The sequence below is a fragment of the Cupriavidus sp. P-10 genome, from assembly GCF_003402535.2.
In the GTDB taxonomy this organism is placed as follows: Bacteria; Pseudomonadota; Gammaproteobacteria; order Burkholderiales; family Burkholderiaceae; genus Cupriavidus.
In genome coordinates this window covers 583,066-603,217 of the sequence record NZ_AP025171.1, presented here as the reverse complement: position 1 = coordinate 603,217, position 20,152 = coordinate 583,066, and the positions used below count along the sequence as shown (strand labels likewise).

General features: G+C 68.4%; 18 protein-coding genes and 1 pseudogene. 7 read left to right on the top strand and 12 right to left on the bottom strand.

What is annotated here, in order from left to right; genetic code table 11:
* Positions 1–16 precede the first annotated feature (16 nt).
* From CTP10_RS19835 to CTP10_RS19820, 4 genes are all read left to right on the top strand, one after another.
* Entirely contained in the window at positions 17–397 is a 381-nt protein-coding gene (locus tag CTP10_RS19835; protein WP_271815870.1) for a cupin, read from the top strand.
* 2 nt (positions 398–399) lie between these two features.
* Positions 400–1,743 (top strand): amidase, encoded by a 1,344-nt coding sequence (locus tag CTP10_RS19830; protein WP_116322681.1) that lies wholly within the window; start codon positions 400–402, stop codon positions 1,741–1,743.
* Positions 1,744–1,899: 156 nt separating this feature from the next.
* On the top strand, positions 1,900–3,036 hold the full coding sequence (locus CTP10_RS19825) for an FAD-dependent monooxygenase (protein ID WP_116322680.1): 1,137 nt from the start codon (positions 1,900–1,902) through the stop codon (positions 3,034–3,036).
* A 169-nt stretch (positions 3,037–3,205) separates the two neighbouring features.
* Positions 3,206–4,048: an IclR family transcriptional regulator gene (locus tag CTP10_RS19820; RefSeq protein WP_116322679.1), complete on the top strand. Its 843-nt coding sequence runs from the start codon at positions 3,206–3,208 to the stop codon at positions 4,046–4,048.
* A gap of 18 nt (positions 4,049–4,066) precedes the next feature.
* Here CTP10_RS19820 and CTP10_RS19815 read toward each other — a convergent pair.
* The 7 genes and pseudogenes from CTP10_RS19815 to CTP10_RS19785 form a co-directional block, all read right to left on the bottom strand.
* Positions 4,067–4,465: pseudogene (locus CTP10_RS19815) on the bottom strand (tripartite tricarboxylate transporter substrate-binding protein); the annotation flags it as partial.
* Between the two features lie 28 nt (positions 4,466–4,493).
* Positions 4,494–5,321 carry an IclR family transcriptional regulator gene (locus CTP10_RS19810; RefSeq protein ID WP_116322678.1) on the bottom strand — a complete coding sequence of 276 codons (828 nt, stop codon included), beginning with the start codon at positions 5,319–5,321 and terminating at the stop codon, positions 4,494–4,496.
* A 115-nt stretch (positions 5,322–5,436) separates the two neighbouring features.
* On the bottom strand, positions 5,437–6,195 hold the full coding sequence (locus tag CTP10_RS19805; RefSeq protein ID WP_116322677.1) for a CoxG family protein: 759 nt from the start codon (positions 6,193–6,195) through the stop codon (positions 5,437–5,439).
* Entirely contained in the window at positions 6,185–6,661 is a 477-nt protein-coding gene (locus CTP10_RS19800) for a (2Fe-2S)-binding protein (protein ID WP_010811673.1), read from the bottom strand. Before CTP10_RS19800 ends, CTP10_RS19805 begins: the two co-directional genes overlap by 11 nt.
* 9 nt (positions 6,662–6,670) lie before the next feature.
* Complete coding sequence (locus CTP10_RS19795; RefSeq protein ID WP_116322676.1) at positions 6,671–7,537, bottom strand: FAD binding domain-containing protein; 867 nt, start codon at positions 7,535–7,537, stop codon at positions 6,671–6,673.
* Positions 7,530–9,839 carry a xanthine dehydrogenase family protein molybdopterin-binding subunit gene (locus tag CTP10_RS19790; RefSeq protein ID WP_116322675.1) on the bottom strand — a complete coding sequence of 770 codons (2,310 nt, stop codon included), beginning with the start codon at positions 9,837–9,839 and terminating at the stop codon, positions 7,530–7,532. Before CTP10_RS19790 ends, CTP10_RS19795 begins: the two co-directional genes overlap by 8 nt.
* Positions 9,840–9,900: 61 nt before the next feature.
* Positions 9,901–10,845 carry a Bug family tripartite tricarboxylate transporter substrate binding protein gene (locus tag CTP10_RS19785; protein ID WP_116322684.1) on the bottom strand — a complete coding sequence of 315 codons (945 nt, stop codon included), beginning with the start codon at positions 10,843–10,845 and terminating at the stop codon, positions 9,901–9,903.
* Positions 10,846–11,227: 382 nt separating this feature from the next.
* Here CTP10_RS19785 and CTP10_RS19780 point away from each other — a divergent pair, with 382 nt between their 5' ends.
* Entirely contained in the window at positions 11,228–11,743 is a 516-nt protein-coding gene (locus CTP10_RS19780) for a MarR family winged helix-turn-helix transcriptional regulator (protein WP_116322674.1), read from the top strand.
* Between the two features lie 25 nt (positions 11,744–11,768).
* Here CTP10_RS19780 and CTP10_RS19775 read toward each other — a convergent pair whose 3' ends face one another.
* Positions 11,769–12,668 carry a LysR family transcriptional regulator gene (locus tag CTP10_RS19775; protein WP_116322673.1) on the bottom strand — a complete coding sequence of 300 codons (900 nt, stop codon included), beginning with the start codon at positions 12,666–12,668 and terminating at the stop codon, positions 11,769–11,771.
* 106 nt (positions 12,669–12,774) lie between these two features.
* Here CTP10_RS19775 and CTP10_RS19770 point away from each other — a divergent pair, with 106 nt between their 5' ends.
* Positions 12,775–13,947, top strand: coding sequence for a TauD/TfdA family dioxygenase (locus CTP10_RS19770; protein WP_116322672.1), 1,173 nt, complete (start codon positions 12,775–12,777; stop codon positions 13,945–13,947).
* A gap of 61 nt (positions 13,948–14,008) precedes the next feature.
* Positions 14,009–14,962 (top strand): tripartite tricarboxylate transporter substrate binding protein, encoded by a 954-nt coding sequence (locus CTP10_RS19765; RefSeq protein ID WP_116322671.1) that lies wholly within the window; start codon positions 14,009–14,011, stop codon positions 14,960–14,962.
* Positions 14,963–15,032: 70 nt separating this feature from the next.
* Here CTP10_RS19765 and CTP10_RS19760 read toward each other — a convergent pair whose 3' ends face one another.
* The 4 genes from CTP10_RS19760 to CTP10_RS19745 form a co-directional block, all read right to left on the bottom strand.
* Positions 15,033–16,448 (bottom strand): MFS transporter, encoded by a 1,416-nt coding sequence (locus CTP10_RS19760; protein ID WP_442875242.1) that lies wholly within the window; start codon positions 16,446–16,448, stop codon positions 15,033–15,035.
* Between the two features lie 138 nt (positions 16,449–16,586).
* Positions 16,587–17,543, bottom strand: a complete 957-nt coding sequence (locus CTP10_RS19755) for a PDR/VanB family oxidoreductase (protein ID WP_116322669.1) — start codon at positions 17,541–17,543, stop codon at positions 16,587–16,589.
* Between the two features lie 28 nt (positions 17,544–17,571).
* Entirely contained in the window at positions 17,572–18,546 is a 975-nt protein-coding gene (locus tag CTP10_RS19750; RefSeq protein WP_116322668.1) for a VOC family protein, read from the bottom strand.
* Between the two features lie 23 nt (positions 18,547–18,569).
* Positions 18,570–20,048, bottom strand: coding sequence for an aldehyde dehydrogenase (locus tag CTP10_RS19745; RefSeq protein WP_116322667.1), 1,479 nt, complete (start codon positions 20,046–20,048; stop codon positions 18,570–18,572).
* Positions 20,049–20,152 lie beyond the last annotated feature (104 nt).

The following is a 20,152-nucleotide window of genomic DNA, read 5'->3' as shown; positions in this document are numbered from 1 at the left end:
AAGACGGAGATCAGCAATGGCAATCAACAAGCTTCACGACGAGTTCCATACCCTGGACCTGGCCTCCGGCTGGGAAGTGCCGGAGGGCTACCCCGCCGGCATCCAGCAGAAGATCCTGTCCGGCGCGCTGGACGAAGGCGGCCGAAGCGGCAGCCGTACCCGCCTGCTGCGCTTCGACCCGGGCATCTTCACCAAGGCCCCGTTCGTCCACGAGTACTGGGAGGAGGTGTACCTGCTCAGCGGCGACCTGACCGTCGGCAACGATGCCAACGGCGACGGTGGCGAAGCCTTCGAGCCCAACACCTACGCCTGCCGCCCGCCCGGCGCGTTCCACGGCCCGTTCCGGTCCAACGGCGGCTGCATGCTGCTGGAAATTCACTACTACGACCCGGCCTGATCATGGAAACCACCGTAGCCACCGCCAGGCGCCAGCTGACCGAGGGCAGCGCCAACGCGCTGTCCCTGCTGGCCTCGTGTGTCGAACGCATCTGCAATCCCGGCGGCGAGGGCGCGCGCGTCTTCCCGCACGGCGTCAGCATGGCCGCCCGCAAGCAGGCGCAGGCCAGCGACATGCTGCGCGAACAGGGCGTGGCCGGTGCCCTGGCCGGGGTGCCGGTGTCGGTGAAGGACTTGTTCGACGTGCAGGGCGATATCACCCGCGCCGGCGCGCAGGTGCTGCCCGAGCGTACCGCCAGCGCCGATGCCCCGGCGATTGCGCGGCTGCGCGCCGCGGGCGCGGTCTTCGTCGGGCGGACCAACATGACCGAGTTTGCCTACTCGGGGGTTGGCATCAACCCCCACTATGGCACGCCGCGCAACCCGTTCGACCGGCAGGGCGGCCGCATTCCGGGCGGCTCGTCGTCCGGCGCTGCGGTGTCGGTGACCGACGGCATGGCGCTGGCCGCGATCGGCTCGGACACCGGTGGCTCCTGCCGCATCCCGGCGGCGCTGTGCGGCATCGTCGGCTTCAAGCCCACCGCCAGCCGGGTGCCGCTGCAGGGGACCGTGCCGCTGTCGCCCAGCTACGACTCGGTCGGATGCCTGGCCAATTCCGTGGCGTGCTGCGCCGCTGTCGACGCGGTGATGGCCGGCGAAGCGCCGCCCGCGGCGCCGGCCAGCCTCGCCGGACTGCGGCTGGCCGTGCCCGGCGGGATGGTGCTGGATGGCATCGACTATGTGGTCGCGCAGACGTTCAGCGACGCCCTGCGCCGGCTTTCCGCCGCGGGCGCGCTGCTGCAGGACGTGGACTTCGACAGCTGGGGCCAGCTCGGCGACCTCGGCCACGGCGGCGGGCTGGTAGCCGCCGAGGCCAGCGCCTGGCACGGCAGGCTGATAGCGGCGCACGGCGATCGCTACGACCCGCGCGTGCTGTCACGCATCCGGCTGGCCGACGGGCAGCTCGCCGCCGACTACCTGCGCATGCGCGAGCACCGCGCGGCGCTGTGCCGGCAGGCGGATGCCGAACTGGCGGGCTTCGACGCCGTGGTGCTGCCGACCGTGCCGATCGTAGCGCCGCGCATCGCCGACCTCGACGAGGACGATGCCTTCTTCGCCACCAACCGTCTGCTGCTGCGCAACCCGGCCATCGCCAACATGCTCGACCTGTGCGCGCTGTCGGTCCCTTGCCATCGCCCCCGCGAGGCGCCGGTGGGCCTGATGCTGTTCGGACGGCACGGCGCCGACCGCAGGCTGCTGGCGATCGGCATGGCCGTGGAAGCAGCGCTGCGGCAGAAGCACCGGTAGCCCGGCGAGGCTTTCGCTACGCGTTAACCCTTGGTTGACGCTCCACCCCCTCGCGCATAGACTTTTTATGAACATATAGTTCATTTATGAACATAACAAGTCAGCGCGCGCCCCACCGGTTTCGGAACGCCTCGCTGGCGTTACCGGAACGGCAACATGACTTTGAAGATCGCCATCAACGGCGCCGGCATCGGCGGGCTGGCCGCGGCCATTGCGCTGCGCAAGCTCGGCCTGGACGCGGTGGTTTATGAACAGGCGTCGCGCTTTGCCCGCGTTGGCGCGGACATCAACCTCACGCCCAACGCGGTGCGCGCGCTGGACGGCCTGGGCGTCGGCGACGCGCTGCGCGAGACCGCCGCGCGCCCCACCCACCGCATCAGCCGTATCTGGGATACCGGCGAAGAAACCTCGCGCCTGCCGATGCAGGAGGACGCCGAGCGCCGCTACGGCGCCCCGCAGCTCACCATGCACCGCGCCGACCTGATGACTGCGCTGGAGGCCGCGGTGCCCGCAGCGAACGTGCGCCTGGATCACAAGGCGGTGGCGATCATCCCGGACGCCGCTGGCGCCACGCTGCGCTTTGCCAACGGCGCGGAAGAGCGTGCCGACGTACTGGTCGGAGCCGACGGCATCCACTCCACTGTGCGCACCGCGCTGCTCGGCCAGGAAAGCCCGATCTTCACCGGCGTGGTGGCATACCGCGCCGTGGTGCCCGCCGAAAAGCTGGCCGGCGCACCGAACCTGAACGCTTTCACCAAGTGGTGGGGGCCGGATGCCGCCACGCAGATCGTCACCTTCCCGCTCAACCGCGGCCGCGACATCTTTGTCTTTGCCACGGTGGCGCAGGAGGCATGGCGGCATGAGTCGTGGACCACGCCAGGCCGCGTGGAGGACCTGCGCAGCGCGTATGCCGGCTTCCATCCGGAGGCGCGCGCATTGCTCTATGCCTGCGACGAGGTGCTGATTTCCGCGCTGTACGTGCGCGACCCGCTGCCGCAGTGGTCGTCCGGCCCGGTCACGCTGCTGGGCGATGCCTGCCATCCGATGATGCCGTTCATGGCGCAGGGTGCCGGCATGGCGATCGAGGATGGCGTGGTGCTGGCGCGCTGCCTGGCTGATGCGGCAAAGGATGGCGCTGCCGCCGTGCCCGCCGCGCTGGCCCGCTACCAGGCGGCGCGCCACGAGCGCACCAGCCGCATCCAGATCGGCTCGCGCAGCAATGCCTGGCTGAAGGAAGGCGGCAATGCCGACTGGGTGTACGATTACGACGCCTGGAACGTGGCGCTGGGGTGAACGTCCAACGCCCGGCCTTGCTCCCCTCTCCCACTTCGCGGGAGAGGGGAGCGCCTGCCAGGGGTGGTGGTAAACCATAGCGCCCTCGCATACCAACGGGCCCCGCAATAGAAATCACCAGCCTGACGGCCGCGCGCGCGGCCGTCTTCCGTTAACAGCAAAACCTGAGATGCCCAAGTCCCGTCCACCGACCGAACCCGATCTCGACGACAGCGCCGAAACCGAAGACGCCCGCGAAGCCCAGCTGGTCTCGCCGGTGATCCGCGGCCTGCGCCTGCTGCGCTATATCGCCGAAGGCGGCCCCACCGCCAACCTGAGCGAGGTCGGCCGCCGCATCGACGTGAACCGTGTCACCGTGATGCGGCTGCTGGATACGCTGGAGCACGAAGGCATGGTGGAACGCCTGCCGCATGGCGGCCACCAGGTGGGCTTCAATTTCCTCAAACTGGCGTCGCGCGTGCTGGCATCGAACGACCTGACCAGCCTGGCCACGCGCGTGCTGGCAACGCTGAGCGGTTCGCTGCAGTTGTCCGCTTACCTGGTGGTGCGCGACGGCGGCGACGCGCTCTACCTGCTGCGCCACATGCCGGCCGCGACGCTGGTCAGCAATATCCAGGTGGGCAGCCGCGTGCCCGCGCATCTGACCACGCCCGGCCGGATGCTGATCGCCGACCTGCCACCAGAAGCGCTCAGGGAATTGCTGGGCCCGGACCCGCTGCCGACCGTGACCGGCCAGAGCCCGGCCACCCATGCCCGGCTGGCCGATATCCTTGGCGCCGACCGCGAGCGCGACTGCGCGTGGAGTTTTTCGGCCTACGAGCCGGGGATCGATTCCTGCGCGGCGCCGGTGCGCGGCGCCGAGGGCGAGGTCGTCGCGGCGCTGAGCGTGGCGGGACCGCAGCAGCGCTTCGAGCGGGATGGCACGCTGCGCGAACGCGTAGAGAAGGAAGTCAAGGCGGCGGCGCGCGACTTGTCGGCGCTGCTCGGCCATCGGCCGGAGCGCCAGCGCTGACGCCCACCCCGCGTTATTCAAGGCCCGGACGTCGGCGCCGAGCGTATCGACCGCCGGCTGCGGCGTGGCCTTGGGCACCAGCAGCGCATACCAGGAACTGACATCGATGCCGGGCACGCCCTGCTCCGCCAGCGACGGCACGCCCGGTGCCGCAGGCGAGCGGCTGGCCTGCGTCACGGCCAGCGCGCGCAGCTGGCCCGACTGGATAAACGGCGCCAGCGTCGGGCAGGTACCGAACAGCATCGGCACCTGCCCGCCCATCACGTCGTCGAGCGCCTGCGTGGTGCCCTTGTACGGTACGTGCAGCAGCGTAATGCCGGCCTTGTGCCGGAACAGCTCGCCAGCCAGGTGCAGCCCGCTGCCGACGCCGGGGCTGGCGTAGCCCAGCGGCTTGCCGCTCTTTTCCGCCTGCTGCGCATGTTGCTGCCCTTACAAACTATGCAAGCTATACAAACGGTTTTGGCATGACCGGACGGTAGTCGAGCAGGCGCGACAGCTCGGCGGCCGCCTGCCTGACTTTCTCGACCATGTCGTCCAGCTGGTCGGGTTCGATGCGCGCGGCGGGGATGGTTGCGCCGAGCGCCGCCACCACCTTGCCGGTGCGGTCGCGCACCGGCGCCGCGATGGTGGAGATGCTGGCCTCGAAGAAGCCTTCATGCAGCACGTAGCCGCGCTCGCGGTCGCGCTGGACCATCTCGTACAACTCCTGGACCGTGCGCGGGGTGCTCTCGGAATACACTTCGAGCCGGTCTTCTGGGTACAGTCCGCGCAGCTCTTCCAGCGTCAGGTCTTCCAGCAGCACCCGGCCCAGCACGGTGGCGTGCGCCGGCAGCCGCGTGCCGACGTTGACCGTGCTGGCGAACGGACGCGCCGCCACCGACTTGGCCACGTAGACGATCGAGCGCCCGTCGCGCACCACTAGGTTGCACGGATAGTGGATCTCGTCGCGCAGCCGGTCGAGCAGCGGCCGGCCCAGCTCGGTCAGCTCCAGCGACGCCAGGTAGTCAAACCCCAGCCGCAGCACCGCCATGCCGAGGCGGAATTCGCGCCCGCCATCGGTGCGCTCGACGAATCCCATCATTTCAAGGGTGGCCAGCAGCCGGAACACGGTCGAGCGCGGCACCTTGAGGCGGCGCGCCAGGTCGGCGGCGGACAGGGTGCGCTCGCGGCTGCTGAACTCACCCAGCAGCCGCAGGCCGCGCTCCAGGCCGGGCACGATGTACTTGTCCTGGCCGCTGTCCTTGTCGTCCTCTTGCGGCGAATCGGTGGTCATGGTCTGTCTCTGCAGGTGTCGGTCTTGGCGTAACGCACTCATATATCACGCCTGAACCCGATAGGGTACCTGTTCTGCGGGCAAACCACGCGCCGGCGGCGGCCGGACGCTGCCGTCAGGCCTGGCGCAAGTAGTCGCGCAGCCACGCCGCGCACTGCTCGCCCTGCGCGGCGGGCCAGCGCACCACGACAGTCTCGTCGCGGCGGCGCAGCTCGACGCAGATGTCGCTCAGCGGCCCGCGCGCGGCATCGCCGCGGCCGAGCAGGCGGGCGAACAGGCCGGGCGCTGCCGGCGGCGGCAGCACCGCATGGCCATTGGCGGCAGGCGCGACGGCTGGCTGCGAGCGCACCGGCGCGGACGGCTGCAGTTTAGCTTCTGCCTGCGGTTGCGATTGTGGTTGCGGTTGCGGTTGCGCTTGCCCCTGCCCTTGCGGCGACAGCCGCGCCAGCAGGTTGGCGCCGAACTCGTCCCACATCCGGTCGGCCTTGGTCTTCATCACGCTCAGCCCGAACGTACCGAGCCGCCCCAGCACATCCACCTGCACCGTGATGCGCAGTTGCGTCGAGCCATCATCCTGTTCGGTCAGGAAGATTTCGCTCGACTGGCGCAGCGAACTCGCCACCGACGCATCCTCGCCGGTGCCCTCGGTGCGCAGGTAATGCGGCGCACGGGTCTCGACGATCTTCGTATGCAGCCGGAAGCGCGCGTTGATGAAGGCGATCTTCACCGCCATATGCGCGATGTACTCGACATCGCTCAACACCTCGATCGATTCCATGCCGGGCACGCAGGCGCCCATCACGTTGGGGTCGAGCAGCAGTTCCCACACGCGCGCCGGCGGCGCCGCGGTCACAAGGGTCTTTTCAATTTCCACGCATTTTCTCCGCGGCGGACAGCACGGATTCGACGATGCCCACATAGCCGGTGCAGCGGCACAGGTTGCCGTTCAGGCCGTGGCGGACCTCATCTTCCGTCGGGTTGGGATTGTTGGCAAGCAGCGCGCACGACGCCATCAGGAAGCCGGGCGTGCAATAGCCGCACTGCAGCCCGCCGTTGTCCATGAAGCACTGCTGCAGCGGATGCAGCTGGCCGTCGGCGGCCAGCCCTTCCACCGTCATCACATGGCGCCCGCGTGCCTGCACGGCAAGCATCAGGCAGGACTTGACCACCTCGCCGTCGACCAGCACGGAGCAGGCGCCGCAGATGCCGGTCTCGCAGCCGCGCTTGGTGCCGGTCAGGTTGAGGTCGTCGCGCAGCAGGTCGGAGAGCAGGCGCCGGGCCGGCACTTCCACCTGGTGTTCTTCACCGTTGACGGTGAGTTCGATACTGACTTGGTTCATGGCGATTCCTTACTCCGAGGCCACGCCGAACAGCTCGGCAATGGTGCGGCGCGCGACCACGCGCACCATCTCGCGGCGGTACGTGTCCGAGCCGCGCATGTCCGAGACCGCGTTGATGTCCGTGGCGACGATGGCGGCCGCCTCGGCGGCCAGTTCAGCGGTCACGGTCTTGCCGGCGAGCAGCGCTTCGGCGCGGCGCAGGCGCGCCGGGATCGGCGTCGACGCGCCCACCGCCAGCCGGGCCTCCACGCAGAACGCGCCTTCGCGGCGCACCGCCAGCGCCACGCTGGCCAGCGGCCGGTGCTCGGCGGCGGTGCGCAGGAAGCGCGCATAGCGGCCGTCGGCGCCCACGCCCGGCGCGGGCAGGCGGATCTGCGTGACCACTTCATCAGCCGCCAGCGCAGTCACGTAGTAGTCGACCAGGAAGTCTTCGATGGGGATCACGCGCTCGCCGCCGCTGCCGCTGACCACGACCTGCGCCCCCAGCGCCATCAGGCAGCCCGGCGGATCGGTGGCCGGGTCGGCGTAGCAGAGGTTGCCGCCGATGGTGCCCTGGTTGCGCACCTGCGGGTTGGCCACGCGCGCGGCCATGCTGGCCAGCATGGGGTAATGCGCCTGCACCAGCCGCGAACGGGCCACCTCGGCATGCAGCGTCAGCGCGCCGATGCGCAGCCCTTCGCTGGCATCGAAGCTGATGCCGCGCAGCGCCCCCAGCCGCCCCAGCGACACCAGGTGGCTGGGCGTCAGCATGCGCTGGCGCATGCCGAGCATCAGCGCGGTGCCGCCGGCAAAGACGCGGCAGCTGTCGCCAAGATCGGCCAGCATCCGGCTCGCTTCGGCCACCGAGGCCGGCTCCAGGAATTCGAAATCACGCATGGGCGGCCTCCCCATCTTGCTGCTGCAATGCGCGCAGGCCCGCCAGCACCTTCTCCGGCGTGATCGGCAGCGACTGGATGCGCACGCCCACGGCATCGAACACGGCGTTGGCAATCGCGGCCGCGCCGGGCAGGATCGCGGTCTCGCTGGCGCCCTTGGCGCCGTACGGGCCGTTGGGGTCGTTCGATTCGACCACGTCGGTGCGCAGCATCGGCACGGCGTCGGCGGTGGGCATGGTGTAGTCGGCAAAGTTGCCGTTCATCAGGCGGCCATCCTCGTAGTGCAGGTTTTCATACAGGGTCCAGCCGATCGCCTGCACCGTGGCGCCGTGGGTCTGGCCGTGCACCGCGAGCGGGTTGATGGCCTTGCCGCAGTCGTCGGCCACAAAGCTGTCGACCACGGTGACCTGGCCGGTGCAGGTATCGACCTCCACCTCGACCGCATGCGCCGCGAACGAGTGCGACGGCGCGACGTTGCCGTAGTAGTCGGCATCGTGCATCACGGTGGGCGCGTCATAGGTGGCGCGAACATGGATGCCTTCGCCGCCGTGGCGGAAGATATGCAGCCGCGCAATCTCGGCCAGCGTGGCGGACTTGTCCGGCTGCCCGGATGCAACGATGCGGCCATCGGCAATCGTCAGGTGCTCGGCCGCGACACCCAGCTTTTCCGCGGCCAGTGCCAGCAGCTTCTGCCGGGCCTCGCGCGCGGCTCGCAGCGCCGCGTTGCCGGCGATGATGGTCACGCGCGACGCCAGCGAGCCCAGGCAGAACGGCGCCGTGTCGGTATCGGGCGCCATCACGGTCACGTGCGACAGCGGGATACCCAGTTCCTGCGCGCAGATCTGGCTGAGCATGGTGTTGGCGCCCTGCCCCATGTCGCATTCGCTGGTCTGCAGCATCACGCGGCCGTCTTCATTGACCTTGAGCAGGATGGTCGAGCCGTCCCAGTTGCCCAGCGTGCGGTTGCCGCTGACGTGCATCGCCGCCGCGATGCCAACGCCGCGCCGGTGCGTGCCGGTGCCGCGCGCAGCGAAGTTCGAGGTGGCGCGCTTCTGGTCCCAGCCGATCGCCTTGCGCGTCATTTCCAGGCACTCGAGCATGCCGGTGCTGCTGATCTTCCAGCCATGCACGCTGGTCGCACCGGCGGAAATCGCATTGCGCTTGTGCACTTCAATCGGGTCGATGCCGAGCATCCCGGCCAGCACGGTCAGGTGGCAGTTCAGCGGGAACTGCATCTGCTGCCCGCCGAAGCCGCGGAACGCGCCGCGCGGCGGGTTGTTGGTATAGGCCATCACCGCGTGCGAGCGCACGTTTTGCACCGGGTGCATGTTGTCGCTGCGCATGGCGGTGACGTGCATGACGTCGCCGGCCAGGCCGGAATACCCGCCGCACTCGGCGATGATGCGTACGTCCTTGGCCACGATCATGCCGTCAGGCGACAGGCCCATGCGCAGCCACACCCTCATCGGCACGCTGGCGCGCGCGCCCTGGAAGTCCTCCAGCCGGTTGTTGACGAGCCGCACCGGCCGGTCCAGCTTGCTGGCCAGGAAGGCGCAGATCAGGCTGTTGTTCTCCTCGACGATCTTGGCGCCGAAGCCGCCGCCGGTGGTGGCCTGCACCACGCGGATGGTCGACACCGGCCGGTCCAGCGCCTCGGCCAGCCGCATGCGCGCGAGGAATACCGACTGGGTCGAGGCCCACAGCGTCAGCCGGCCGTTGCCGTCCTGCGCCGCGACGGAGGCCATCGGCTCCAGATAGCCCGGGTACTGCGAATGCATTTCGTAGGTGGCTTCATACACGGCCGCGGCCTCGGCAAAGCCCGCTTCCACGTCGCCACGCTCGATCCGCATCTCGTGGCCGATATTGCGCGTGCCGGCGTGCAGTTCCGGCGCGCCCTCGGCCAGCGCCGCCGCCGGCGTCAGCAATGCCGGCAGCGGTTCGTACTCGACGCGGACGAGGTCCAGCGCATCGCGCGCCACCTCGTCGCTGACGGCCACTACGGCGGCCACTTCCTCGCCCACGTGGCGCACCACGCCGCAGGCCAGGATGCGCTGCTCCTTGCGGTGCGGGCCCCAGTTGCGGGTGGGCACGTCGTGCCCGGTCACCACCAGCTTCACGCCCGGCAATGCGCGCGCCGCCGACGTGTCGATGCCGACGATGCGCGCATGCGGGTGCGGGCTGCGCAGTACCTTGGCGTGCAGCATGCCGGGCAGCTTGATGTCGCCGGCATACTGGGCGCGCCCCATGACCTTTTCCCGCGCGGTTACCTGCGGCGTGGAGGTTCCCACGATGGCCTTGCTCATGCCGGCCTCCTGCGTGTCGTGTTGCAAATAACGTTGCATGAATGCGATGCGCTGGCTGCCCTTATTCGGCAGTGATGCCGAGGTCGCGGATCACCTTGCCCAGGCGCTCGTAGTCGCCCGCGTTGACCTTGTCGAGCGCGGCCGGCGCCCCGCCCACCGGGCTGGCGCCGAAGGTAGCCATCTTCTCGGCCACGTCGGGCAAGCGGATGACTTCATTGAGCTGCTGGTTCAGCACCTTGACCGCTTCCGGCGGCGTACCCTTGGGCGCCATCACCCCGTGCCAGGCGCCGACCACCACGTCCTTGTAGCCAAGCTCGGCCAGCGTCGGCACGTTGGGCAGCAGCGGCGAGCGCTTCGCGTCGGTGATCGCCAGCGGGATCAGCCGGCCGGTGTTGAGGTACTGCGCCACCGGCCCCAGCGTGACGTAGGCGAAGTTCACATGCCCCGCCACCACGTCATTGACCGCCGGCGCCACGCCCTTGTACGGCACGTGCTGGATCTTCACGCCGGCGGCGCGGTTCAGCATTTCGCCGGCGATGTGCATCGGCGACCCGGCACCCGGGCTGCCGTAGGTAAAGGTCTTGCCGGCCTTGGCCGCGGCGATCATCTCCGGCACGGTCTTGACGCCCGCCGCGGGGTTGGCCACCAGCAGCACCGCCTGCACGGCGGTCTGGATCACCGGCGTGAAGCCATGCAGCGGGTCGTAGCTGGCGGCCGGCGCAAGCTTGAGCACCATTGGCGCCAGCGTGAACGGGTTGGGCGTGTAGAGCAGCGTGTAGCCATCGGCGGGCGCCCGGCTAACAAAGCTGGCGCCAACCACGCCGCCGGCGCCGGGACGGTTCTCGACGATCACCGGCTGCTTCAGGCGCGCGGACAGCTTGTCGGCGTACAGGCGTGCCATGGCGTCGGTATCGCCGCCGGGCGGATAGGCCACGACCATGGTCACGGTCTTTGCCGGATAGGTCGCGGCCATCGCGCTGCCCGCGGCAAGCGCGAGCGCGGCCATGGCAGTGGCGGCAAGGAAAAGGCGGCGGGGGCGATCATGTCTCATCAACAGCTCCTGTGGGGGCGCATTCGCGGCGTTGGAGTGGGCTGTTGTGCGCACCGCGAAAAACAGGGTTGGCTCGGGTTACAACGCTGCGGTTGTTTTATTAGTAAAACTCATGCTCACAACAGGAACGCATCCACTGTAGGCCCTCAATATTGACAACTCAACTTACTGAAATCACCAATTGACTTTTGATGTCTGTATAGAAGATTTTTCCGGGTGGTAATGACGAGACATTTGCGCCGGTCTCGCTGCCGGCTATGAGACAATCTGGCCCGCCCACCGGCCCGCTCACCAGCCCGAACAAGCCCGGCCGGCAGACACCAGACAAGAGGACCGCATGCCCCGTGACGCCGCGCCCGCCCAGGGCCAGCCCGCGCCAGACCTGACCGCCAGCCCCTGGACCGACCTCGACGAGGCCGGCAATGGCCTGACCGTCGACAATTTCCTGACCACGATGCTGAGCCAGCTGGTGACCGCGCTGCGCAGCACGGTCACCAAGCCCTACGCCGAGCAGTTCGGCCTGACCGTGCCGGAGTGGCGCATCCTGGCGCTGCTGGCGCATGCCAGGGAATTGCCCTTCTCCGAGCTGGTCACGCAATCGACCTCGGACAAGGCACTGGTCAGCCGCACCCTGCGGCTGCTGGAAGACCGCGGGCTGGTCCGGCTGACTTCGGCAGGCAACACCCCGCGCAAGAAGCTGATCTGCGCGATCACCGAAGCCGGCTCGGCGCTGCACGACCAGGTGATGCCGCTGGCACGCAAGGGGCAGGCGGAAGTGATCCGGATGCTGTCGCCGGAGGAAAGGGAGGCGGTGTATCTGGGGCTGCGCAAGCTGTTGCGCGCCCAGGCCTGAACAAGAAAATGGCGCCCGGCGCGCCTCAGTGCCGCCCGGCCACTTGCTGGCGCTGGTAGGCGGCCAGCGTCAGCCGCATCCCATCGCGCACCGCCGCCACCGAGCGGTTATCGTCATCGCCCTTGCGCGTCACCATCGACAGGGTCAGCACCGGCGCCGCGCGGCCCAGCCTTACCAGGCGCACGGGGTAGTTCTGTACCAGCGTCGGATCGGGGCCCTGCAGGATGGACACCCCCAGCCCCCCACTGACCATCGCCACGATTGCCGGCGCGCTGTCGAATTCCAGCGTGCCGCGGATCTCGGTCACGTGCGCATGCACGTACTGCGCCGCCATCGCACCTGACACCGTATTGCGGTCATAGCGGATCCAGTCGTACAGGCGGAACAGGGACGCCACGTTGGTCTCGGTCGCGCCAGGGGGCGCAATCATCACCAGTTCGCGCCGCATCATCGGCGTCCAGCGCAGCCGTGCCGAGCCGCCCGATACCGGCTGCGCCACCAGGGCGGCGTCGATATCCCCTGCCTTGACTGCCGCCGTGAGCGTGCTGCTGCGCCCGCGCACCAGGCGCAGGTCCAGCCGGGGATGACGCTCCCGGACATAGCGCACGATCCCGGGCAGGACGACCGGCTGCAGCGACTCGATCACCCCGAGCCGCACTACCCCCTCCACCACCAACCCGCCGCCGACGCGCAACGCCTCGAGGCTTTGCAGCGCCTGGCGCATCGTGTCGGCCACCTCGTGGGCCAGCTGGTTCGGCCGCGCCTGCAGTCCGGAGCGGTCGAACAGCGGCTTGCCCAGGTACTGTTCCAGCTGCTTCATCTGCATGCTGACAGCGCTCGGCGTGACGTTGCCCTGGCGCGCTGCCCCCGCAAATGTACCCGTCTGCAGGACCGCTTCAAGCGTATGGAAGGTCTCAAGCTTCATCAAAAACTCTTACGAAGAACCTCAAATATGTTCGCTTTTCTAATGATAGGCCAGCTCGATAGACTGGGTTCCAACGTCAGGCACAAACACGGAGGAGACCCCAGACATGTCAGCCATCGCCGCATCCCAACGCCCCCTGCCCTGGACCGCCCGCCAGGCCCGCGAAGACCGCAGCTGGGTCGTGCGCATGAGCGACGCCGAGATCCAGGGCATGCGCGACGCCCTCAACCATGCGAGGACGCTGGGCAAGCCACTGCTGGACATGAAACAGGCCGACTTCCCGCTGAACGAGGCCGCCCGCGGCGTGCTCAAGCGGGCCATCGACATCACGCAGGGCGGCTGGGGGATGTGCCTGGTCAAGGGCTTCCCCGTCGACGAGTGGACCGAGGAAGAATCGCGCCTGGCCTACTGGGGCATGAGCCTCTACATGGGCGTGGGGCGCACGCAGAACCGCGCCAGCGAATTCATGAACGACGTGCGCAACGAGGGCGGCGAATACAAGGTCAAGGGCGGGCGCGGCTATAACACCAATGCCGGGCTCGACTTCCACCAGGACTCTTGCGACGTGGTGGGCCTGCTGTGCCGCCGCACCGCCAGGTCCGGCGGCACCAGCAAGGTGATCAGCTCGATCGCGCTGTATGAAGCCGTGCAGCAGCAGCGCCCGGACCTGATCGCGGTGCTCAAGGGCACGTTCTTTCACAGCTACCAGGGCACGCAGGACCCCTCGCAGCCGCCGTACTACCGCTGCCCGATCTTCGGCAGCCACCCGGAATCCTTCTCGGCGCGCACCAACCGCAAGAACACCGACGCCGCGCAGCGCGATTTCGCGGAACTGCCGCGCCTGACGCCGGCACAGCTCGAGGCGCTGGATCTGCTCGATGCACTGATGCCCAGCGACGAACTCTGCTTCACCATGGAACTGGAACAGGGCGACATGCAGTTGCTGAACAACTACGTCACGCTGCATTCGCGCACGCCGTTTGAAGACCATGAAGAACCGGACCGCAAGCGCCACCTGTTCCGCCTGTGGCTGGCCGTGCCGGGCTCGCAGCCGCTGCCGGACGACTGGAAGGAGTACTACGGCGACGTGCGCGCCGGCTCGGTACGCGGCGGCGTGCGCGGCAGCGCCATCACGCAGGCCTTCCTCGGCTATGAGAAGCGCCAGGCGGCCGCGCTCGGCATGCTGTTCGAAACCTGGCGCCCGCTGGTGCAACAGGAAGACATGGCGCGCATCCTGGCCGGGCATGCGGCCAGCCAGTCCGAGACGGCTGCCGCATAAGCGCCGCCCGCCAGCGATCCCCCCATCGCCAGGACCATAACGAGAGAAACGGAGACAACCCATGCAACGACGCGACTTCCTCGCGCTGCTGGCTGCCGGCACACTGCTGCCGGCCAGCCTGCGTGCCGCGCCCGCGGTAACCAGGGTGCTGGTCGGCGCCACGCCGGGCGGAGGCACCGACCTGGTGGCCCGCGCGCTGGCCGCCGAGCTGGAGCAGCGCCTCAAGCAATCCTTCATCGTCGAGAACCGCGGCGGCGCGGCGGGCAATATCGCCGCAACCGCGGTGGCCAAGGCCGAGCCGGACGGCAGCACGCTGCTGCTCAGCTACACCAGCCACGCGATCAATCCCGCGCTGTTCGAGAAGAAGCCGTTCGATCCGCTCAAGGACTTCACCCCGGTCTCGCTGATCGCCACCTCGCCGCTGCTGCTGGTGTCGCGGCCGGATCTGGGCGCGAAGAATGTGCGCGAACTGATCGCGCTGGCCAAGTCCCGCCCGGGCAAGCTCAGCATCGCCGTGGCAGGAATCGGCAGCGCCAACCACCTGGCCGGCGAAATGCTCAAGCATGACGCCGGCATCGACCTTGTCAGCGTGCCCTACAAGGGCGCGGCACCTGCCGTGGCCGACGTGGTCGCCAGCCAGGCGGACCTGCTGCTGGGCAATGTCGCCACGGTGCAGCCGCTGTTGCTGGCCGGCAAGGTCAAGGGACTGGGGGTGAGCAGCCCGAAGCGCCTGGCCGCGTTTCCCGATATCGCGCCGATTGCCGACGTGGTTCCCGGATTCGACTACAGCTCGTGGTACGGCCTGCTCGGCCCGGCCGGCATGCCGGCCGATGTGGTGGCGCAGCTGGAGAAGGCGGTGCGTGCCGCGGTGGCTTCGCCGGCGATGCGCAAGCGGCTGGGCGGCGAGGGCCTGGTGCCGGTGGGCAATGACGCCGTGCAGTTCAGGCAGTTCCTGCAGGGCGAGATCGCGCGGTGGGCGAAGGTCGTTGCCGTCACCGGCACGCGCATGAGCTGAAGCAAAGAAAAAAAGCCGCCCCGGATCCCGGCGCGGCCTTCAAAGATGAACGGGACGAGCACGCGCCCGCTCAGACCTCCAGTTCCTCCAGCACCTGCCCCTTGGTCTCGATGCCGAAGAAGTGAACGGTGATGGCCGCCAGCGCGGGGACCACGGCCAGCGCGAAGAACGCCACATTGAGCGTGCCGTTGCCGATGGTGCCGGCGATCAGTGTCGGCGCGAAGATGGCGGCCAGCTTCAGCCAGGCGCCGCCAAGCCCACAGCCCATCGCGCGCACGCTGGTCGGGTACAGCTCGGGCGTATAGACGTAGGCGGTGATGAAACCGCTGGCCAGGAAGCCCATCGCCAGCGCACAGAAGGTCGCCACCACGTATACCGACGAAGCGTGGAACACGCCCGCCAGCACCAGCGACAGCGCGCACAGCAGGAACGACACGTTGATCACCGGCTTGCGGCCGACCTTGTCGACGATCATCGCGCATACCAGCGAGCCGACCACACCCAGCACCGAGGCGCCCGCGGCCAGGTTCAGCGCCAGTTGCAGCGGCGCGTGGTAGACCGTCTTGTAGACCGTGGGCAGCCACGTCGACAGGCCATACTGGATAAAACCGCAGGTCGCCCACAGCATCCAGACCGCAATCGTGCGCCCCCGGTAGGCCTTGCCGACCAGGTCGCGCACGCGGCGGCGCGGATGCTGGGTCATGCGGTCGTAGGCGCTGGCATTCTGCGGCGGCGGCAGCGGGCCCCTGGCGCGGGCCTCGAACGCGCGCAGGGCGGCATCCGCTTCTTCCAGGCGGCCCTTCTCGGCCAGCCAGCGCGGCGATTCGGGGATGACGCGCTTCAGGATGAAGAACAGCACCAGCGGCACGCCGCCGATGAAGTACATCACCTCCCAGCCGTAGTGCGGCACCAGCCAGGCGCCGACGCCGTTGGACACCATCAGGCCGATCGGGAACACCACCTCGTACAGCAGCACGAAGCGCCCGCGGCCATGCGCGCGCGTGACTTCGTTGATATAGGTGGCCGCGACCGGCAGTTCGCCGCCAAGGCCCAGGCCCTGCACGATGCGCAGCAGCAGGAAGATCTCGAATGACGGCGCCAGGCCGCAGGCAATGCTCATCAGGCCGATGATGCCCGCGCTCCAGCCGATCGAGCGCAACCGGCCAAAGCGCTCGGCCAGCCCCGGGAACAGCAGCGCCCCGACCAGCTGGCCGACCGACGGCGCCGCGATCAGGACGCCGATCTGTACCGGCGTCAGCGACCACTGCGCGATCAGCAGCGGCAGCGTGGCGGCAATGGCGATGACGTCGAAGCCATCGAAGAAGGTGGCCAGGCCGATCAGCAGCCGGGCGCGGATATGCATGGCGTTGCCCGGCATGCGTTCGATGCGGGCGACGATATTGCCGCGCGTGATGGCGCCACCGGGCGGGCCGCTGCGGGCGGTGGCCGTGGCGGCGCCCTGGCCGGCACTGTCGGCCGTGGTCACGATACCTGCGGTGGCGGCCACCGGTGCGCCGGGGGACGCTGCGTCTTGTCTCTGTGTGAACACGGTACTTCTCGGTTGATTCTTCGGGGGTTGCTCCCCTCTCCCGCCTGCGGGAGAGGGGCGAACACAAGCGCGGAATTACAAATCCAGCACCAGCTTGCTGCCCTTGCACCCGGACACGCACACCATCATGGTCTTGTTGCTGGCGCGCTCGCTGTTGCTCAGCACGCTGTCGCGGTGGTCGGGGCAGCCTTCCAGCACGGCGGTCTCGCACGATCCGCACACGCCTTCGCGGCAGCTGTATTCGACTTCCACGCCGGAATCGAGCAGCGCATCGAGCAGCGACTTGCCCGACGGCACCTTGACGAGATTGCCGGTGCGCGACAGCTGCACCACGTATTCGCCTTCCTGCACCGCCTCGGTCGACGGGTCGGCGGCGAAGCGTTCGATATGGACGTTCGGGTAGGCATGCGCCTCGCACGCGGCCTCGAACGCATTCAGCATCGGGCCCGGGCCGCAGCAGTAGAAATGCGTCTGCTCGTCCTGTCCGCCCAGCATCGCCTTCAGGTCCGGCGGTGCGCCCGTTTCATCGTCGAAGTGGAAGCGCACCGCGTCGCCGTAAGCCGACAGCTGTTCGACGAATGCCGCCTCGGCACGCGAACGCGCGCAGTAGATCAGCGTGAACGACTTGCCCAGCTCCGCCAGCCGGCGCGCCATGCAGACGATCGGCGTGACGCCGATGCCACCGGCAACCAGCACGGTATGCGCGGCGCTCTCGTCCAGCTCGAAGTTGTTGCGCGGCGCGCCCACCGTCAGCGTGGCACCCACGCGCAGCTGCTCGTGCACGTAGCGCGAGCCGCCGCGGCTGCCGCGGTCCAGCAGCACGCCCACGGTGTAGCGGTTGCGCGCTTCCGGCGCGCCGCACAGCGAGTAGCTGCGCACCAGGCCGTTGCCCAGGTGCAGGTCGATATGGGCGCCCGGGCTGTACTCGGGCAGGGTCTTCCCTTCGGGATCTTGCAGTTCGATGCTGACCACGCCGCGCGCTTCAAAACGCATGGCCTGGACGCGCAGGGTCAGGGACTGGTGGGCACTCATTGCTGCTTCCTTCTGTTGCGCTTCTCTCTTACCGCTTCTCGGTCAGGAACTTGCCCGCCGGGCCGCCCGCGTTCTTCTGGCGGCGGGTGTTGCCGTCGATGCCGCCCTCGATCGCCCATTCGGCGAACATGGTCGGGCCCGGCTCGAAGGCGCGCGGCTCCCAGTGCTCGTCGAGCTGGTCTTCATCGGCGTAGTACTCGATCAGGCCGCCGGCCGGATTCTTGAAGTACCAGAAGTACGCCGACGAGATCGGATGCCGGCCCGGACCGAGCTGCGTGTCCCAGCCCTTGCGCGACACATGCATGCCGCCGCCAAAGACTTCGTGGATATCGCGCACGGTGAAGGCGACATGGTTCAGGCCGCTCTTCGGCTCCGGCAGCTGCAGCAGGAACAGGTCGTGGTGGCCGCCATCGGCCGTGCAGCGCAGGAACGCGCCGCGGTCCGGGTAGCGGTCCGACGGCACGAAGCCGAACTTCTCCACATAGAACTGCTCGGTGGCCTTGACATCTTTCACGAAGAACACCACGTGGCCCACTTCGATCGGCGTGGCGTGGTCGTAGATCGGGCTGCGCTGGTTCATGCGCGGCTTGTCGTTCCACGTATTCATCAGCGCGCAGTCGACCTGCACCTCATGCTTGCGCGTGACCTGGAAGCGCACTGCCAGGCCGTTCGGGTCGGTGCAGCCGATGCGCAGCGTGGCGCCCTCGCCTTGCTTTACAAAGCCCGGCGCATCGGCGATCGCGTCAGCGAGATGGTCCAGCGAGGCCTGCGACTCGACGCCCCACACCACTTCGCGCAGCGTCGGGCCGGCCTCGATCGCGGGCGGCAGCGACGGATCCTCGATGCGGCGCACCAGCACGCGGCAACCGTTCAGCGTTTCAAAGTCCAGGCCCTGCGCGTCATCGCGCTTGATGGCCAGGCCCCAGTCCGAGAAAAAGCCACGGCAGGCGTCAAAGTCATCCGCGCCGTAGACGATCTCGTCGATTCCCAATACCTTGATCATTGCTTCTCTCCAGCCTGCCGGGTTCAGTGGTTGGCCCACGGCAGCGGTTGTTCGTTCAGGCCCCAGTACACGCTTTTCTGCTCCATGTACTGCAGGATGCCCAGCCGTCCCTTCTCGCGGCCCAGGCCGCTGTCGCGCCAGCCGCCGAACGGCGTCGCGATCGAGAACTGCTTGTAGGTGTTGATCCACACATTGCCCGCCTGCACCGCACGTGCCACGCGCCACGCGCGCTTGTAGTCGCGTGTCCAGATGCCGGCGGCCAGCGCGTAGACGCTGTCGTTGGCCTGTTCGATCAGGTCATCCTCGTCGTCGAACGGGATCGCCACCAGCACCGGCCCGAAGATTTCTTCCTGGCAGATGCGGGCGTTGTTATCCAGGCCTTCGATGATGGTGGGCGTGTAGAAGTAGCCGTTGGGCAGGCCTGCCACGTCGGGGCGCAGGCCGCCGGTGCGCAGTTGTCCGCCTTCGTGCACGCCAGTCGCGACGTACGATTCGATGCTGTCGCGGTGGCGATCGGTGATCAGCGGACCCATCTGGGTGCGTTCGTCGGCGGGATCGCCCACGCGCAGGTGCGCGGCGCCTGCGGCGAGGCGGTCGATGAACGGCTCGTACTGCGAACGCGCCACGAACAGGCGCGAGCCGGCGATGCACGACTCGCCTGACGAACTGAAGATGCCATACAGCACGCCGTTGACCGCGTGGTCGAGGTCGGCGTCGTCGAACACCATGGTCGGCGACTTGCCGCCCAGCTCCAGCGACACCGGCATCATCTTGTCGGCGGCGATATGCGCGATGTGCTTGCCGGTGGTGGTGCCGCCGGTGAACGACACCCGGCGCACCAGCGGATGCTTGGTGATGGCATCACCGATCACCGAACCCTTGCCCGGCAGCACGCTGATCAGGCCTTTGGGCACGCCGGCTTCTTCACAGATGCGCGCCAGTTCCAGCGCCATCAGCGGCGTGACTTCGGCGGGCTTGACCACCACGGCGTTGCCCGCGGCGAGCGCGGGCGCCATCTTCTGCGCTTCGCTGGCGATCGGCGAGTTCCACGGCGTGATCGCCGCGACCACGCCCATCGGCTCGTAGACGCTCATGGTCAGGCAGTCGCCACGCTGCGGCGTGATGGTTTCTTCCAGCGTTTCGCAGGCGGCGGCAAAGAACTGGAAGGTGCCGGCGGCGCTGGCGACCAGCGCGCGCGTTTCGCTGATCGGCTTGCCGTTGTCCAGGCGCTGGCGTTGTGCCAGCGGTTCGGCTTGTGCGCGGATCAGTTCGGCCACACGGTACAGCACGGCGGCGCGCTCGTGCGGCTTGCGCTGGGCCCAGCCGCTGGTGAGGAAGGCGTGGTGGGCGCCCTGCACGGCCTCTTCCACATCAGCCAGGCTGGCGGCGTTGAGTTCCGCGACGACTTCGCCGGTGGCTGGGTAGCGCGTGCCGTAGCGGTCGCCGGTCCCCAGGCGCCATTCGCCTGCGATGCAGATGGGGAGTACTTCTTGTGGGTTCATGTCGTTGCCTGCTGTGTCTGTCGTTGCCGCTGCCGGCCTTACTGCGTTATTTCGCTGCGATGCCCTCACCCATGCTGCGGCGGGACTCCCCTCTCCCGCACGCG

Bases quoted from the DNA above. Each gene is read 5' to 3' on its own strand.
- CTP10_RS19810 (WP_116322678.1), bottom strand. From the start codon at position 5,321: ATGACCACCGATTCGCCGCAAGAGGACGACAAGGACAGCGGCCAGGAC.
- CTP10_RS19780 (WP_116322674.1), top strand. From the start codon at position 11,228: ATGCCCCGTGACGCCGCGCCCGCCCAGGGCCAGCCCGCGCCAGACCTG.
- CTP10_RS19795 (WP_116322676.1), bottom strand. From the start codon at position 7,537: ATGCGTGATTTCGAATTCCTGGAGCCGGCCTCGGTGGCCGAAGCGAGC.
- CTP10_RS19835 (WP_271815870.1), top strand. From the start codon at position 17: ATGGCAATCAACAAGCTTCACGACGAGTTCCATACCCTGGACCTGGCC.
- CTP10_RS19745 (WP_116322667.1), bottom strand. From the start codon at position 20,048: ATGAACCCACAAGAAGTACTCCCCATCTGCATCGCAGGCGAATGGCGC.
- CTP10_RS19755 (WP_116322669.1), bottom strand. From the start codon at position 17,543: ATGAGTGCCCACCAGTCCCTGACCCTGCGCGTCCAGGCCATGCGTTTT.
- CTP10_RS19820 (WP_116322679.1), top strand. From the start codon at position 3,206: ATGCCCAAGTCCCGTCCACCGACCGAACCCGATCTCGACGACAGCGCC.
- CTP10_RS19830 (WP_116322681.1), top strand. From the start codon at position 400: ATGGAAACCACCGTAGCCACCGCCAGGCGCCAGCTGACCGAGGGCAGC.
- CTP10_RS19790 (WP_116322675.1), bottom strand. From the start codon at position 9,839: ATGAGCAAGGCCATCGTGGGAACCTCCACGCCGCAGGTAACCGCGCGG.
- CTP10_RS19825 (WP_116322680.1), top strand. From the start codon at position 1,900: ATGACTTTGAAGATCGCCATCAACGGCGCCGGCATCGGCGGGCTGGCC.
- CTP10_RS19775 (WP_116322673.1), bottom strand. From the start codon at position 12,668: ATGAAGCTTGAGACCTTCCATACGCTTGAAGCGGTCCTGCAGACGGGT.
- CTP10_RS19785 (WP_116322684.1), bottom strand. From the start codon at position 10,845: ATGGCCGCGCTCGCGCTTGCCGCGGGCAGCGCGATGGCCGCGACCTAT.
- CTP10_RS19750 (WP_116322668.1), bottom strand. From the start codon at position 18,546: ATGATCAAGGTATTGGGAATCGACGAGATCGTCTACGGCGCGGATGAC.
- CTP10_RS19800 (WP_010811673.1), bottom strand. From the start codon at position 6,661: ATGAACCAAGTCAGTATCGAACTCACCGTCAACGGTGAAGAACACCAG.
- CTP10_RS19770 (WP_116322672.1), top strand. From the start codon at position 12,775: ATGTCAGCCATCGCCGCATCCCAACGCCCCCTGCCCTGGACCGCCCGC.
- CTP10_RS19765 (WP_116322671.1), top strand. From the start codon at position 14,009: ATGCAACGACGCGACTTCCTCGCGCTGCTGGCTGCCGGCACACTGCTG.